Annotated in this window: 17 protein-coding genes and 1 tRNA gene; 7 read left to right on the top strand and 11 right to left on the bottom strand. The window is 74.0% G+C overall.

What is annotated here, in order from left to right; genetic code table 11:
* The first annotated feature begins 11 nt into the window (after positions 1-11).
* Positions 12-1289, top strand: coding sequence for a tyrosine-type recombinase/integrase (locus C4J65_RS17240; protein ID WP_115743213.1), 1278 nt, complete (start codon positions 12-14; stop codon positions 1287-1289).
* Between the two features lie 65 nt (positions 1290-1354).
* Here the strand turns inward: C4J65_RS17240 and C4J65_RS17245 are convergent.
* From C4J65_RS17245 to C4J65_RS36095, 4 genes are all read right to left on the bottom strand, one after another.
* Positions 1355-1439: transfer RNA gene (locus tag C4J65_RS17245), tRNA-Ser, on the bottom strand.
* Positions 1440-1539: 100 nt separating this feature from the next.
* On the bottom strand, positions 1540-1971 hold the full coding sequence (gene tadA / locus C4J65_RS17250; protein ID WP_115746498.1) for a tRNA adenosine(34) deaminase TadA: 432 nt from the start codon (positions 1969-1971) through the stop codon (positions 1540-1542).
* Between the two features lie 68 nt (positions 1972-2039).
* Positions 2040-2591 carry a hypothetical protein gene (locus C4J65_RS17255; RefSeq protein WP_115743214.1) on the bottom strand — a complete coding sequence of 184 codons (552 nt, stop codon included), beginning with the start codon at positions 2589-2591 and terminating at the stop codon, positions 2040-2042.
* Positions 2592-2932: 341 nt separating this feature from the next.
* The gene (locus tag C4J65_RS36095) at positions 2933-3181 is read right to left on the bottom strand and encodes a hypothetical protein (protein WP_162832945.1); all 249 of its coding nucleotides are present in this window, start codon (positions 3179-3181) and stop codon (positions 2933-2935) included.
* A gap of 138 nt (positions 3182-3319) precedes the next feature.
* On the opposite strand from C4J65_RS36095, the gene upp reads away from it, so the two are divergent.
* Positions 3320-3955, top strand: a complete 636-nt coding sequence (upp, locus tag C4J65_RS17265) for a uracil phosphoribosyltransferase (RefSeq protein WP_115743215.1) — start codon at positions 3320-3322, stop codon at positions 3953-3955.
* Positions 3956-3989: 34 nt separating this feature from the next.
* Here the strand turns inward: upp and C4J65_RS17270 are convergent, their stop codons facing one another.
* From C4J65_RS17270 to C4J65_RS17300, 7 genes are all read right to left on the bottom strand, one after another.
* The gene (locus tag C4J65_RS17270) at positions 3990-4604 is read right to left on the bottom strand and encodes a LytR C-terminal domain-containing protein (protein ID WP_115743216.1); all 615 of its coding nucleotides are present in this window, start codon (positions 4602-4604) and stop codon (positions 3990-3992) included.
* A 135-nt stretch (positions 4605-4739) separates the two neighbouring features.
* Positions 4740-5036, bottom strand: coding sequence for a type II toxin-antitoxin system VapB family antitoxin (locus tag C4J65_RS17275; RefSeq protein ID WP_003955420.1), 297 nt, complete (start codon positions 5034-5036; stop codon positions 4740-4742).
* 151 nt (positions 5037-5187) lie between these two features.
* Positions 5188-5322: a hypothetical protein gene (locus tag C4J65_RS37050; protein ID WP_275898156.1), complete on the bottom strand. Its 135-nt coding sequence runs from the start codon at positions 5320-5322 to the stop codon at positions 5188-5190.
* Positions 5323-5391: 69 nt separating this feature from the next.
* Positions 5392-5712, bottom strand: a complete 321-nt coding sequence (locus tag C4J65_RS36100; RefSeq protein WP_162833217.1) for a hypothetical protein — start codon at positions 5710-5712, stop codon at positions 5392-5394.
* An 81-nt stretch (positions 5713-5793) separates the two neighbouring features.
* Complete coding sequence (locus C4J65_RS17285; protein ID WP_115743217.1) at positions 5794-6480, bottom strand: HdeD family acid-resistance protein; 687 nt, start codon at positions 6478-6480, stop codon at positions 5794-5796.
* A 521-nt stretch (positions 6481-7001) separates the two neighbouring features.
* Complete coding sequence (locus C4J65_RS17295; protein ID WP_115743218.1) at positions 7002-7595, bottom strand: HhH-GPD-type base excision DNA repair protein; 594 nt, start codon at positions 7593-7595, stop codon at positions 7002-7004.
* A 25-nt stretch (positions 7596-7620) separates the two neighbouring features.
* Positions 7621-8346 carry a siderophore-interacting protein gene (locus C4J65_RS17300; RefSeq protein ID WP_115743219.1) on the bottom strand — a complete coding sequence of 242 codons (726 nt, stop codon included), beginning with the start codon at positions 8344-8346 and terminating at the stop codon, positions 7621-7623.
* An 83-nt stretch (positions 8347-8429) separates the two neighbouring features.
* On the opposite strand from C4J65_RS17300, the gene C4J65_RS17305 reads away from it, so the two are divergent.
* From C4J65_RS17305 to C4J65_RS17330, 5 genes are all read left to right on the top strand, one after another.
* On the top strand, positions 8430-10625 hold the full coding sequence (locus C4J65_RS17305) for a penicillin acylase family protein (protein ID WP_115743220.1): 2196 nt from the start codon (positions 8430-8432) through the stop codon (positions 10623-10625).
* The gene (locus tag C4J65_RS17310) at positions 10618-11238 is read left to right on the top strand and encodes a GNAT family N-acetyltransferase (protein ID WP_115743221.1); all 621 of its coding nucleotides are present in this window, start codon (positions 10618-10620) and stop codon (positions 11236-11238) included. Before C4J65_RS17305 ends, C4J65_RS17310 begins: the two co-directional genes overlap by 8 nt.
* Positions 11235-11732: a cupin domain-containing protein gene (locus C4J65_RS17315; protein WP_115743222.1), complete on the top strand. Its 498-nt coding sequence runs from the start codon at positions 11235-11237 to the stop codon at positions 11730-11732. The genes C4J65_RS17310 and C4J65_RS17315 overlap by 4 nt, the downstream gene beginning before the upstream one ends.
* Complete coding sequence (locus C4J65_RS17320) at positions 11729-12514, top strand: SDR family oxidoreductase (protein ID WP_115746499.1); 786 nt, start codon at positions 11729-11731, stop codon at positions 12512-12514. The genes C4J65_RS17315 and C4J65_RS17320 overlap by 4 nt, the downstream gene beginning before the upstream one ends.
* 567 nt (positions 12515-13081) lie before the next feature.
* Entirely contained in the window at positions 13082-14851 is a 1770-nt protein-coding gene (locus tag C4J65_RS17330; RefSeq protein WP_115743223.1) for a copper resistance protein CopC, read from the top strand.
* The last annotated feature ends 27 nt before the right edge of the window (positions 14852-14878 follow it).

Below are 14878 nucleotides of genomic sequence, written 5' to 3' on the forward strand. Positions count from 1 at the left end.
GGAGTCCGCCCGTGGCGGAAGACAAGAAGCGCACCCGACAGCCCAACGGCCGTTCCTCCATCTACCAGGGCAAAGACGGCAAGTGGCACGGACGCGTCACCGTGGGAATCCGTGACGACGGCCGACCCGACCGCCGCCACGTCGAACGCAAGACCCGAGCAGAGGTCACGGCGGCGGTCCGTGAGCTGGAGAAGCAGCGCGACGGTGGAGCGGTACGCAAGGCGGGCCGCACCTGGACGGTTGAGGCGTGGCTGACCCACTGGGTCGAGACCATCGCCCCGCTCGCCGTCAACGAGAACACGATGGTCGGGTACGGCGTCGCCGTGCGGAAGCACCTCATTCCTGCGCTCGGGGCTCACCGTCTCGACAAGCTTGGGCCGGAGCACATCGAGCGCTTTTATGGGCGGATGCAGACGGACGGCCGACGCGCGGGCACGATTCACCAGATCCACCGCACCTTCCGCACTGCGCTCAACGAGGCGGTCCGGCGTGGCCACCTCACCCGCAATCCGGTGCAGCTCGCCAAGGCCCCCCGCGTCAGCGAGGAGGAGATCGAGCCGTTCACCGTCGAGGAGGTCAAGCGGCTACTGCGGGCCGCCGACGACCGGCGCAATTCTGCTCGCTGGGCCGTCGCCCTCGCCCTCGGCCTGCGCCAGGGCGAGGCGTTGGGGCTCAAGTGGGCAGACGTGGACATGGAACGCGGGGTCCTGATGGTCCGCCGTAGTCGGCGCCGTCCGCGATACGCCCACGGATGCGGCGACACGTGCGGCCGAAAGGCGGGGTACTGCCCGCAGCGCCAACGGACCAACCCGGAGACGGCCGACACGAAGTCCCGCGCGGGTCGGCGGTCGGTCGGTCTGCCCGCTCAGCTCGTTGACCTGCTCCGGGTCCACCGAGCGAAGCAGGACGCCGAACGTACAGCGGTGGGGGAGAAGTGGGCGGATGAGGGATGGCTGTTCGCCACCCCGGACGGGCGTGGCACCCCGCCCCGCACCGACTACGACGACTGGAAGGATCTGCTGGCCGCCGCCAAGGTGAGGGACGGCCGTCTGCACGACGCCCGGCACACCGCCGCCACGGTACTGCTGATTCTCGGAGTCTCGGAACGGGCCGTCATGGGGCTCATGGGGTGGTCGACAACGGCGATGGCCGCCCGGTATCAACACATGGTCGACACCGTTCGGGTGGACGTGGCCCGACAGGTTGACGGGCTCATCTGGAAACCGGAAACAAGGGGACCCGGCGAGGACGACGACGGGGCCGCCGGGGCGCTCGTACCGGCCAACTGAGACGAAAACCGAGACGGAGATGCGCGAAGGGTCCGGCTCGATGAGCCGGACCCTTCGTCTACCTGCGGTAGCGGAGGGATTTGAACCCTCGGTGACTTGCGCCACACTCGCTTTCGAGGCGAGCTCCTTCGGCCGCTCGGACACGCTACCGAGAGAGACCTTACAGCACGGAGCGGCGTGCCCAGAAATCGGTATTGCGGCCGACGAACGGCCGTACGGGCAGTGGTTCCGGCACCCCGTCCGGACCGGGTCAGCGGTCGCGGAAGAAGTCCGTGAGCAGCCGCGCGCAGTCGTCCGCGAGCACGCCCTCGATCACCTCGGGACGGTGGTTGAGTCGCCGGTCGCGCACGACGTCCCACAGGGATCCGGCCGCGCCCGCCTTGTCGTCGCGGGCGCCGTAGACCACGCGGTCCACGCGGGACTGGACGAGCGCGCCCGCGCACATCGTGCAGGGCTCCAGGGTGACGACCAGCGTGCACCCCGACAGCCGCCACTCGCCCAGCTCCCCCGCGGCCCGCCGGATCGCGAGGACCTCGGCGTGGGCCGTCGGATCCCCGGTGGCCTCGCGTTCGTTGTGCCCGGCGGAGAGCACGGTGCGGCCGTCCGGCGCCAGCACGACGGCGCCGACGGGCACGTCCCCGCCCGCCGCGGCCCGACCGGCCCCGGCCAGGGCGAGCCGCATCGCGGCCCGCCACCGGTCGCGCACCGGATCGGGCGGTGCCCCCTCGGGATCCTCCTCGGCCGGCGCGGTCAGCGGACGGTCTCCAGTACGTCCAGCGCGCCCAGCGCCTCGGCGATCTCCCCGACCGCGTCCCCCGACATCGAGCGCAGCTCCTTCTCGCTCACGCCGAGGTCGTCGAGGACCTCGGCGTCGCCGACCGGCCCGTGCGGCACGGCCTCGCCCGACCCGGCGGCCGCGTCGGAGCCGCCGCCGCCGTCCTCGTCCTCGTCGTCGTCGGACTCGCCGTCCTCGGTGCCATCGAGGTCGAGGGCGTCGAGGTCGTCACCGTCGTCACCCGGCTCGCGGCCGAGCAGCTCGTCGGTGAGCAGGATCTCGCCGTAGCTGCTGCGGGCGGCCGCGGCGGCGTCCGACACATAGATACGGGGGTCCTCCTCGCCGTCCACCCGGACGACTCCGAACCACGCGTCCTCCTGCTCGATCAGCACGAGCACCGTGTCCTCGTCGGGAGAGGCCTCCCGGGCCAGGTCGGCAAGATCCGACAGGGTTTCCACATCGTCGAGCTCTGTGTCGCTCGCTTCCCACCCGTCTTCGGTGCGCGCGAGCAGTGCGGCGAAGTACACCGTGACTCTCCCACTGGTCCTAGGCGTGCCGGTTGGGGATCCCCCCGGCGGAGGCTACGGGCGGGGGAGCGGTGCTCCGAGCCCCACCCACTCGGAATCGTGGCAGAAACAAGGCACTCAGGGGACGTCTTCGGCGCCCTGTGTCCGGCTGTTTCGACCGGCGTCCCGGAAGGTGCGCACCCGGGCAGCCGTCCAGCAGCGCCCTCGTCGCCGCCACGTGCGGATCGTACGCGGATTCTCGCGGTCCCCGCGTACGTCCGTCACGACCAACGTCGGCGCGGCGCACGATCTTCCCCGGCCGGGTCAGGAAGTTCTCCGGGAGCCTGGACCGCCGGAAGGTGCTACCAGCGGAACGTGCGCATGCGCATCGCGTGCCGCAGCCGGGCGGTCTTGGCGCGGCGCGGCTGCACGCGGTCCCGCAACTGCCGGGCCTCCGCCAGATCACGCAGGAACTGGGCCCGGCGCCGGCGCCGCTCGGCCTCACGCTCCCGCTCCTGTTCCCCCCGCGGCACCGCACTCGGCTCGACCCCGCGTCCCGCACCCCGTTCCGCGCCGGGGGACGGCGTGTTGTGGAAGTCCCGGTCAGGCACAGTCTCACCACCCAGCGTCCGTCCCTCCCACCTTCCCCCGACCGGGCGGTTTGACGCCCGCGAACGAGTGGAGCCCCGCCCCGGGCCTTGCCCGCCGCGGGGACGCCGCCCCCACGGGGCCCGGTTAATGTGGTGGACATGCGTCTCCACGTCGTCGACCACCCCCTGGTCGCCCACAAGCTCACCACGCTGCGCGACCAGCGCACCGACTCCGCGACCTTCCGCCGTCTCGCCGACGAGCTGGTCACCCTGCTCGCCTACGAGGCCACGCGCGACGTCCGCACCGAACAGGTCGACATCCACACGCCGGTCTCCCGGACCACCGGCGTCAAGCTCTCCCACCCGCGCCCGCTGGTGGTGCCGATCCTGCGGGCCGGTCTCGGCATGCTCGACGGCATGGTCCGGCTGCTGCCGACCGCCGAGGTGGGCTTCCTCGGCATGGTGCGCAACGAGGAGACGCTCCAGGCCTCCACGTACGCCACGCGCATGCCGGACGACCTGTCCGGGCGTCAGGTGTACGTCCTGGACCCCATGCTGGCCACCGGCGGCACCCTGGTCGCGTCCATCAGGGAGCTGATCAGGCGCGGCGCCGACGACGTGACGGCGGTGGTGCTGCTCGCCGCCCCCGAGGGCGTCGAACTGATGGAGCGCGAGCTGGCCGGCACCCCGGTGACGGTCGTGACGGCCTCGGTCGACGAGCGGCTCAACGAGCAGGGCTACATCGTCCCGGGCCTCGGCGACGCGGGCGACCGCATGTACGGAGCGGCCGAATAGCGGTCCGGGAAGTCCTGGACCGTTCCGGACCCGCTCAGCAGCCCTTCTTCTCCGCAGCGGGCGTCGACCGCGGCGCGGCCAGCTCGGCCAGCGCCGTGTCGGCGTCCGCGGGCTTCGCCAGCCCCTTGAAGCCGTTGCCGATGATCAGGTCGAGGGCGGCGCCCTTGCGGGCCGCGTCGGTGCGGTGCTCGGCGCCGGGGAGCTGGGTGCCGAGCACGGTGAGCGACGTCTTCAGGGAGGCGGTCGGCCCGAGCAGCAGGCCCGTGCCGGCGACCTTCTTGTCGTACTCCTTGGGCGCGTTGCTCACGTCGCCCACGCGGAAGCCGCGCTTCTTCAGCTCGTCGGCGGTCTTCTGCGCCAGGCCGCTGCGGGTCGTCGCGTTGAGCACGTTGACGGTGACCTGACCGGGCTTCGGCAGCACCACGGCGGCCGGCGAGGCGCTCGCCCTCGCGGTGGTGGCACAGCCCGCGGCACCGGCCGCCGAGGCCTTGTCGCCGCCGGTGAAGACGTCGATGAGCTGCAACGTGCCCCAGCCCAGCACTCCGAGAACGGTGACGCAGGCGACGGCGACGACCGCCAACCGGCCACGTCGCCGGGCCGGGCGCATCCGCGGGTACTTGTCCCCCGTGATCTTGTACTGGCCACCCATGCCGGGAGGAGTCAGCATGCTCATGGGCGCAGCGTAGTGCGCCGGAGCAGGGATGCCTATTAGATGATCAGTCGACGTTCCGAGGTTCGACGCAAGGCAACCCGAAAGGGTCAACCGGAAGCGCCGCCGGCCCGGTCAGCCGAGCTCGAGAACCCGGGCGTGCAGCACCTGACGCTGCTGCAGCGCGGCCCGCACCGCCCGGTGCAGACCGTCCTCCAGATACAGATCGCCCTGCCACTTCACGACGTGCGCGAAGAGATCCCCGTAGAAAGTGGAGTCCTCGGCCAGGAGCGTCTCCAGGTCGAGCTGGCCCTTGGTCGTCACGAGCTGATCGAGGCGGACCGGGCGCGGCGCGACGTCCGCCCACTGCCGGGTGCTTTCCCGGCCGTGGTCGGGGTACGGCCGGCCGTTTCCGATGCGCTTGAAGATCACACGGAAAGCCTACCGGCCCCGGCGTTGCGGGCGCAGCCATGGCGCCGGAGTGCGGCGCCGGAAAAGACGCCGCAAACCGGATCAATCGGCTGGCCCTCCCCGAGATCGGTGACCGCGGGACGGGTCACGCCCCGCCGCCCCGGCCCTTCCGTCAGCCGCGCCGCCGTTCCCGTGCGGGCCGCTGCTGTTCGCCGGCCGACTGCTGCGCGGTGCCGGGCCTGGGCGCACGGCGGGCCGCCTCGGCGCGCAGGAGGGCGCGCAGGACGGCGTAGGGGTCGTTGGGCATGTCGAGTCCTCGTTCCTGGTTCGCGTGTCGGGTTCGCGGGGGACCGGCGGTCGGGCCGGTCCGGCGCGGTCAGCAGCGCAGAACCACGGAGCGCGGGCCGCGGGGGAGGACGGCGGCCCGGTCGGTACGGGCGTCGAACCGGAGGTGGGCCCGGCGCCCCGCCACGAAGGCCGGCGGAACCGGCCGAACCACAACGACCCGCCGGCCGCTTCGCCCCGGAATCCTCAGGACGGTGTCGAGATGGTCGTACTCCCCCGCGGCGGCGGCCACCGGCACGACCGGTGCCGCCTGGACGGCCACATGCGTGCAGGGCACGAGCAGGACGAGCAACAGGACCAGGGCCCGCAGACAGGCGTCACGGCGGACGGCGGCGTGCGGTGCGGGTCTCACCTCAGTCGTGTCCCCGCCAGGCGTACGCCGTCCATCGCACCGGGGACGAGAACCGCCCGCTCGGCGTAGGCGGGGCGCCGCTCACAGGGCGCGGGGGACCTGGTGCGCCCGTCCGCGCAGCCGCACGGACGTCACGATCTCGACGACGCCGACGACGACCAGCCACCAGCCGCCGACCAGCATGAGGACGGTGGCCGACTCGACCGGCGAGTCGATCAGGACGATGCCGGCGACCACGGTGACGGCGCCGAGGAAGATCTGCCAGCCGCGCGCCGGCATCGTCGGGTCGTGTGCGGCGGCCACGATCTGGGTGACGCCGCGGAACAGCCAGCCGATGCCGATCCACAGGGCGAGGAGAAGCACCGACTGCAGGGGTCCGCGGAAGCAGAACAGACCCAGCAGGATCGACACGGCGCCGCTGATGAAGGCCAGCACCCGCAGCGAGGTCCTGCGGTGCGTACCGAACGCGGCGGCCAGTTGGAGGACGCCGCTGATGACGAGGTAGAGGCCGAAGAGCACGCCGGCGGCGAGGAGTGAGGCGCCGGGCCAGACCAGGACCAGGATGCCCAGGATCAGCGAGGCGACGCCGGTGAACAGCACGGTCTGCCAGGCGGCGCGGGACAGGAGGTGCAACGGCCCCTCGAAGGGCGGCTCGGGCTCGGGCTCCTGTCGTCCGAGGGCCGGGCCGTGCGTCGTCCCGTGCCGGGCGTGCACCCCGCGGTCGTCGTACGGCGTCCCGCCGGGGGACCCGCTAGGTGGTTCTGTCATGCCCCATGCTGGGAGCAGGCCCGACACGGGTGCCACCTGGGTTGGGCCACGGGGCTGATGTGCGGGCGCGAGGGGAGCGCGGCCCGGCGTTGCGGGGTGCCTCCCCCAGTGCCTGAACGGCCTGGGAGCTACCCCCACCGCCCACCCGTGCCGCCCCAGCGGCACGATTTGCCCGCAGCTGCGGCGGCGTGGGGCGGGAGGCGACGCGGCGGGAGAGCCGCGTACGGCGGGGTGGGGCGCCGGAGGGTGGGCGGACGGTCAGCCGCGTACGGCGAGGAGCGGAACCGGAGCGTTGGCGGCGGCAGTCGCGTACGGCGAGAAGGGGTCGTGTCGGGGGGTGTCCGCCCGCAGCGGTTGGCGCGTCAACGGAGTTCGCTTCTGTGGCCGACCGATTCCGCGCCGTTCCGAGGACGGACACCCCCCGGCGCGGCCCCGACCCACCCACCGGACAAACGGCGCAACGCGCACCCCCACCACACCCGCACAGGCGCCGCAGGCACCCACCCCACCCCACCCCACGCCTACGTGCCGGAGGCCTTCGCCGCCTTGGCCGCCGCCTTCATCTCCTGCTTGTGCGCGCGCACCTTGGTCAGGGACTCCGGCCCCCTGATGTCCGCGACCGACCGGAAGGAGTCGGGCTCTCCATACGCCCCCGCCGCCTCGCGCCACCCCTCGGGACGGACGCCGAGCTGCTTGCCGAGCAGCGCGAGGAAGATCTGGGCCTTCTGCTTGCCGAACCCCGGCAGTTCCTGGAGCCGCTTCAGCAGCTCCTTGCCGGTGTTCACCCCCCGCCAGACGGCCTCGGCGTCACCGTCGTACGTCTCGACGAGGTACCGGCACAGCTGCTGCACCCGCCCGGCCATCGAGCCGGGGTAGCGATGAACGGCCGGTTTGCCGGACAGCAGCGCGGCGAACCCCTCGGGGTCGTACGAGGCGATGTCGTGCGCGTCGAGGTCCTCCGCTCCCATGCGCCGGGCGATGGTCGAGGGCCCCTTGAACGCCCACTCCATGGGCACTTGCTGGTCGAGCAGCATGCCGACCAGCGCGGCGAGCGGGCTGCGCCCGAGGAGTTCGTCGGCCTCGGGGTCCTGGGCGAGGTGAAGTGTGACGTCCATGGTCTCGATGATCGCGCGTACGGGCTCAGGTCGCGCGCCAGTACCCCAGCGCGTTCACCCGCTGCTTCGGCAACCCCAGCTCCTTGCGGACGTACGACGAGAGCGCCCGCGTCGTCGCCGTGTCGCAGGCGATCCACACGAACGGCTCCGAGACGTCCCGCAGCAGCTCAGGCAGTTCCTCCTTCACGCGCGCCACCAGATGCGCCCCCGCGTCCCGCCGCGCAACCGCCCGGACCTCGTGCCGCCCGGGATCGGTGCGGAAGGGCAGGCCGTCGTCCGTGCCGCCCTCGAACCAGACGGTCGCCGGCACCGACTCGAACGCGTCGAGCAGGGAGTTGAGCGCCGGCAGGGACGCCGGGTCCGCGACCGCGAGGACACGGGAGGGAAGGGGCCGCGGCACCTCGAACCCGGTGCCCTGGACCGTCGCCTCGATGGTGTCCCCCGGCTTCGCCGCCCGCGCCCAGTCGCTGGCGCACCCCTCGTGCAGGGCGAACTCCAGGGCGAAGGTCCCGGCCGCCGGATCCGGCTCGACCAGCGTGTACCCCCGCTGGTGCGGCCTGCCCGCGTTGTCGAACCACAGCCGTACCCACATCGTGGGGTGGACCCCGGTCGCCGCCAGCATGCCGCCGTCGCTCAGGCGAAGCCGCCGGTAGTGCGGGGTCACGTCCTCCACGCCCGTCACGGTGAACTCGAAGTCCTTCGCGCGCATCAGCTTGAGGACCGCGCCCTCCCAGCCCCGCCCCTGCCCCATGTTCCTTCACCCTTCACGTACTATTCGGCCACGACAGTCATAACTTAGGTGAGCCTAACCTAATGGAAAGTAGAGGCACAGGGGTGAGCGCCGAGACCTACCGCGACGCCTGGGGAATCCCGCACCTGCGCGCGGACACCCCGCACGAACTCGCCCGCGCCCAGGGCCGGGTCACCGCCCGCGACCGCGCCTGGCAGCTGGAGGTCGAGCGGCACCGCGCCCAGGGCACCTCCGCTTCCTTCCTCGGACCCGAGGCCCTCTCCTGGGACCGCCTCGCCCGCCGCGCCCGCCTCGCGGACACCGCACGCCGCTGCTTCACCGCCCTGGAGCAGAAGGACCCGGAGACGGCGGCCTGGGTGCGGGCGTACGTGGACGGCGTGAACGAAGGACTCACCGAGACCGGCCACCCGGCCCCCGAGTTCGCCCGCACCGGCCTCACTCCGGGCCGCTGGGACCCCTGGACCCCGCTCGGCGTCTGGCTCGCCACGCACATCCTCTTCGCGGGCTTCCCCGCCAAACTCTGGCGCGAGCACGTCTCCACGCACCTCGGCCCGGAAGCCGTCGCCCTGTTCGCCGCCGACGGCCCCGGCACCGCGGGCAGCAACGGCTGGCTGGTGAGCGGCGGGCGGACCACGACCGGACACGCACTGATCGCGGGCGACCCGCACCGCTTCATCGAGGACCCCGGCGTCTACCAGCAGATCCACCTGTCCTGCCCGGAGTTCGACGTCGTGGGCCTCGCCGTGCCCGGCATCCCCGGAGTCGCCCACTTCGGCCACACCGGCACGGTCGCCTGGGCCATCACCAACGCGATGGCCGACTACCAGGACCTGTACCGCGAGCGCCTGCGCCGCACCGGCGCCGGAGTCGAGGCGCTGGGCCCCGACGGCACCTGGCACCGCGCCGCCCGCCACACGGAACGCATCGACGTCGCCGGGGAGGACACCGTGGAGGTCGAGATCATCGAGACCGACCGCGGCCCGGTGATCGCGGGCGGCCCCGAGGGCCTCGACGACGGCACCCCGGCCGCCCTCAGCCTGCGCCACCCGCCCCGCGTCACCGCGGACCTCGGCTTCGGCGCGCTGCTGCCGCTGCTGCGGGCCCGCCGGGTCGCCGACGTGGACCGCGCCCTGGACGCGTGGACCGAGCCGGTCAACGTGGTGCAGGCCGCCGACACGGAGGGCGGCCTGCTGCACCGGGTCGCGGGCCGCGTCCCCGTGCGTTCCGCCGAGAACGGCCTGCGTCCGGTCCCCGCCTGGGAGCCCGGCCACGAGTGGACCGGCTGGCACACCCCGCCCCGCGCCGGCCTCACCGACGGCGTCGCGGTGATGGCCAACCAGCGCGGCCCGGCCACGCCCCTGGGCGTCGAGTTCGCCCCGCCGCACCGCGCCGACCGCATCACCGCGCTGCTCGCGGGCAAGGAGCACTGGTCGGCGGCGGACATGCCCGCGATCCACACGGACACCCACCTGGGCTCGGCCGCCCCCCTCCTGAAGCACCTCGCGGCCCTGCCTTCCGAAGCCGCACCGACCGCCGAAGCCACGCCGACCTCGGATGCCGCACCGACCGCGGAGGCCGCGCCGACCGCCGAAGCCGCACCGACCGCCGCGCCCTCCGAGGCCCCACCGACCCCCCTCACCCCCGAGGCCGCCGCCCTGCGCGACCGCATCCTCGCCTGGGACCGGCGCATGGACGCCGACAGCACCGACGCGGCGGCGTACGCGGCCGTGCGCGCAGCGGTCGTACGCGGACTCGCGGCGCACCCGGCCCTCGCCCGGGCGTCCGTGCCGCCCGCCTACCCCGAGGTGCTCCTGCCGTGGCTCGCGCTCGTGCCGCGACTCGGCCACGCCCTGGAACACCTGCTGCGCGCGGAGGACCTGTACGGCATCGACCGCGCCGCGACCGTCCGCGCCGCGCTGGAGGAGGTCGCCGCGGCCCCACCCGCCGGTACCTGGGGCGACACCCACCGCCTGGCCCCCTGGCGGGCGCTGCCGGACGCCGCCACCGCCACGGACGAGCCCGGCCTCTCCGGGGACCACGACTGCGTCCTGTGCACGTCCCCGGTGCCCGGCCTCACCGACCGCGCCGCCCGCGGTCCGGCCGCGCGGTACGTCTGGGACCTGGCCGACCGCGCGAACAGCCGCTGGGTGGTGCCGCACGGCGCCTCGGGCCTCCCCGGCTCACCCCACCACCGCGACCAGCAGCCCCTGTGGCTCGGCGGGGAACTCGCCCCGGTCGTGACCGACTTCGACCGGCTCACGAAGGAATCCGATGACTGACACACCCGCGACCCCGTACGCCTCCCGTACCCCGGTCCACGAGCAGCACCTCGACGGCTTCGGCACCGTCCGCGTCCTCCCCCTGGACCCCGCCGCGGACGCCGCGGTGGTCCACGGCTGGGTCGGCGAGGAACGGGCCGCCTTCTGGGGCATGACCAACCTGACGCGCGACCAGGTCGCCGCCGTGTACGCCCACATGGACACCCTCGACACCCACCACGCCTTCCTGGTCGTGCAGGACGACGCGCCGGCCGCCCTGTTCCAGACCTACGACCCCGCGGCCGACCGGGTGAGCGAGTGCTACGCCGCCGAGCCGGGCGACATCGGCGTCCACCTGCTCCTCGCCCCCGCCGGAACCGAGGGCGCGCGCCCCGGCTGGACCGCCGCGCTGTCGGGCGCCCTCATGGCGTACGTGCTGCTGGGCCTGGACCGGACGCGGATCGTGGTCGACCCGGACGTGGCCAACGAGAAGGCGATCGCCCGCTTCCTCAAGCAGGGCTTCACCGCGGGTCCGGCGGTGGTGCTGCCCGAGGTGGACCTGCCGGAGGTGTACCTGCCGGAGAAGAAGGCGCAACTGGCTTTCCTGCGGCGGGAGGTAGCGTTCGGCGCGTGACTCCCGCGCCGACACCGACCGCCGAGGACCTGATCGCGCACTACGCACTGGAGCCCATTCCGCGCGAGGGCGGACTGTTCCGGCGCACCTGGGCAGGCCCCGAGCGCCCGGACGGACGCCCCGCCGGGTCCGCCATCGTCGCCCTGCTCACCGCCCGGCCGGGCGACTTCTCCGCGCTGCACCGCCTGCCCGCCGACGAGGTCTGGCACTTCTACCTCGGCGACCCCCTCGAACTGCTCCTCCTCGCCCCGGACGGCAGCGCGCGCACGGCCGTGCTGGGACCGGACGTCCTGGGCGGGCAGCACGTGCAGTACACGGTGCCCGCCGGCACGTGGATGGGCGGCCGGGTGGCAGCGGACGGCGCGTGGTCGCTCTTCGGCTGCACGATGGCACCCGGCTTCACCTACGGGGACTACGAGCACGGCGACGCCGCCGATCTCACGGCGCGCTACCCGGCCGAGGCGGCGAGGATCGTGGCACTGTGCCGCCCATGACGCCCTCGCCCCCTTCCGCACACCTCCTCGACGGTCAGGTTGCCCTGGTCACCGGCGCGGGCGGCGGCATCGGCCGGGGCATCGCGCTGCGCTTCGCCGAGGAGGGCGCGGCGGTGGCGGTGCACTGCCGTACGGCGGTGGCGTCGGCGCGGGAGGTGGCGGAACGCATCCGCGACCGGGGCGGACGCGCCACCGTCCTGCGCGCCGACCTCACCGACGAGGACGCCTGCCGGCGCCTGGTCGGGGAGGCCGCCGACTGGGGCGGCGGACGGCTCGACGCGCTGGTCAACAACGCGGGCGTGCAGCCGCTGCGGGAACTGCCGGGCATGACGGCGACCGAGTGGCGGGCGGTGGTGGACACCAACGTCACCGGCGTCTTCGCGTGCACGCAGGCCGCGGCCGACGTCATGCGGGCCCAGGACGGCGGCGGCACGGTCACCCACATCGCCTCCATCGAGGCGGGCGCCCCCGCTCCCGCGCACGCGCACTACGGCGCATCGAAGGCGGCGGTGGTGATGCACGCCCGGTCGGCGGCGCTGGAGTACGGCCCGTGGGGCGTGCGGGTGAACTCCGTCTCACCCGGCCTCGTCGACCGGGAGGGACTCTCCGAGGCGTGGCCGGAGGGCGTACGGCGGTGGCGGCGGGCGGCGCCCACGGGTCGGCTCGGGCGCCCGGAGGACGTGGGGGACGCGTGCGTGTTCCTGGCCTCGCGGCTGGCGTCCTGGGTGACGGGTCACGACCTCGTGGTGGACGGCGGGGTGACGGCGCGCCCGTCGTGGTGAGGAGCCGCCGGGCGACCCGCTGAGCGGGACGGCCTCCGCGTCCGTACGTATCCCCGAGGCAGTGGGCCCCGACGACGGAGATGCGACGTGAGGTGTGGTGACGATGCGCACGCTGGACGCCGGGGGAGAGGGGGAGGACGGGACCGGCCAGAGCGCTGGGACCACCGGGGCCGAGGAGACGGAAACACCTCCCGGCACTGCGGGGACGGCCAAGCCGGCCGGAACCGCAGACTCCGGCGCAACCGCCGGGACTTCCCAGCCGGTCAGAACCGCCAGGCCGATCGGGCCAGCCAGGCCAGCCGGACCAGCAGGACCAGCCGAGACCGCCAGGCCGGCCGGGACCGCCGTCGGCTCCGGCCGGACCGTCGGGACCTCCGAGCCGATCGGGACCGCCGGGTCAGTCGGACCAGCCGAGTCCGTCGGGCCGGCCGGGACCTCCAGGCCGGCCGGGACCGCCGTCGGCTCCAGTGGGACCGTCGGGACCGCAGGGCCGGTCGGAGCAGTCCCGACCGCCAGGTCATCCGGCACCGCCGGCCCAGCCGGGCCCCCCGGAGACTCCGGTGGCTGGTGCTGCTGGGCCCCATGCTGGTCCTGCTCCTCCTCGGTGGCGCCGGGCCGGCGTCCGCCCACGCCGCCCTCGGTTCCACCGACCCCGCCGACGGAACGGTCCTTCAGCGGGCCCCCGGCCACGTCACCCTGACCTTCAGCGAGTCCGTCGGCCTGCGCGACGACTCCTTCCGCGTCCTGGACCCGGGCGGTCACCGCGTCCGCACCGGGGCGGCCGGGCACGCGGACGGCCGGTCCGACACGGCCAGGGTCGCGCTGCCGGACGGACTGGGGAAGGGCACGTACACCGTGGCCTGGCGGGTGGTGTCCGCCGACAGCCACCCGGTGTCGGGCGCGTTCACCTTCTCCGTGGGCAAGCCGTCGCAGACGTCCGCACCCGTGGACGCGGGCCCCACCGAGGACCCGCTGACCGCGACCCTCCACAAACTCGCCCGCTATCTCGCCTACCTCGCCGCCGCCCTGCTCATCGGTACCGCCGCCTTCGTCGCCCTGTGCCGCCCGCCGGACCCGGCACCGTTGCGCCGCCCGCTGGTGGCGGGCTGGTGGACCCTGCTGGCGGCCACCGTCGCCCTGCTGATGCTGCGCGCCCCGTACGAGGCGGGTACGGGCCCGTCGTCGGCCCTGGACGCCGACGCGCTCGCCGACACCCTCACCGCGCGCCCCGGCGTGCTGCTGCTGATCAGGCTGGCGCTGCTGGCCCCGGTCGCGCTCTTCCTCGTCCGGGTGGCCCGCGCGGACCGGCGGGGGGAGCGCACTACCCGCGCCGGCGCGGTGGGCATCGCCCTGGCCCTCGGCCTCGCCCTGACCTGGGCCGCCGCGGAACACGCCTCCGCCGGTGTCCAGGTGCCCCTCGCGATGACGTCCTTCACCCTGCACCTGCTCGCCACCGCGGTCTGGCTGGGCGGCCTCACCGCCCTGATCCTCACCCTGCGCGCCACCACGGACGCCGCCACCGTCGCCCGTTTCTCCCGCGTCGCCTTCGCCTCCGTGACCGTCCTGGTGACCACCGGCGTCTACCAGTCCTGGCGCGGCCTTGGCTCCTGGCAGGCGCTCACCGGCACGACGTACGGCAGGCTGCTGCTGGTCAAGGTGCTCCTGGTGGCCGTCCTGCTGGCCGCGGCGGCGGTGTCCCGGAGATGGACGACGGCGCTGGTGACGGAGCCCGCCGCCGTACGCGAGCCCGACCGCGCGTACGGGCGGGTACCGCAACCGGCGGGCGGCCCACCCCCGGAGTCACCGCGGCCACCGCGCCCGCCGGATGCCGGCACCGGGACCGAGCCCGCCCTCCGGCGCGGGCTGTACCGGTCCGTCCTCGTCGAGGCCGTGGTCGCGGCCGTCGTGCTGGGGATCACGACCGTGCTCACCGCCACCGTGCCCGGCCGTGCGGCGGACGACGCGGCGCGGGCGGCCGTACCGGCGGGCGGGGTGCTGCCCGCGTCGGTCACCACGATCCCGTTCGAGATCGGCGCCTCGGGCCGCGGCACGGTCCAGATCACCCTGGACCCCGGCCGCACCGGCGACAACGCCGTCCAGGCCGTCGTCTTCGGCCCTGACGGCAGCCTGGCCGCCGTACCCGAACTGCGCCTCTCCTTCACGCTCCCCGACAAGGACGTCGGCCCCATCGAGGCGGACCTGGTCGACCGGGGCGGCTACTGGAGCGCCAACACCGTCACCCTGCCCCTCCCGGGCACCTGGGCGATGAAGGCGACGGTCCGGGTGTCGGAGATCGACCAGGTGAGCGAGACCCGGCGGATACGGGTGGAGCGGTAGACGACGACGGACGGATTGCCGGGGCAC

Source organism: Streptomyces sp. CB09001 (assembly GCF_003369795.1).
Lineage (GTDB): Bacteria > Actinomycetota > Actinomycetes > Streptomycetales > Streptomycetaceae > Streptomyces.

Coding starts and splice junctions, on each gene's coding strand:
- upp (WP_115743215.1), top strand. CDS start 3,320: ATGCGTCTCCACGTCGTCGACCACCCCCTGGTCGCCCACAAGCTCACC.
- C4J65_RS17300 (WP_115743219.1), bottom strand. CDS start 8,346: ATGGGGCAGGGGCGGGGCTGGGAGGGCGCGGTCCTCAAGCTGATGCGC.
- C4J65_RS37050 (WP_275898156.1), bottom strand. CDS start 5,322: ATGCCCAACGACCCCTACGCCGTCCTGCGCGCCCTCCTGCGCGCCGAG.
- C4J65_RS17270 (WP_115743216.1), bottom strand. CDS start 4,604: ATGGGTGGCCAGTACAAGATCACGGGGGACAAGTACCCGCGGATGCGC.
- C4J65_RS17285 (WP_115743217.1), bottom strand. CDS start 6,480: ATGACAGAACCACCTAGCGGGTCCCCCGGCGGGACGCCGTACGACGAC.
- C4J65_RS17295 (WP_115743218.1), bottom strand. CDS start 7,595: ATGGACGTCACACTTCACCTCGCCCAGGACCCCGAGGCCGACGAACTC.
- C4J65_RS17320 (WP_115746499.1), top strand. CDS start 11,729: ATGACGCCCTCGCCCCCTTCCGCACACCTCCTCGACGGTCAGGTTGCC.
- tadA (WP_115746498.1), bottom strand. CDS start 1,971: ATGCGGCTCGCCCTGGCCGGGGCCGGTCGGGCCGCGGCGGGCGGGGAC.
- C4J65_RS17310 (WP_115743221.1), top strand. CDS start 10,618: ATGACTGACACACCCGCGACCCCGTACGCCTCCCGTACCCCGGTCCAC.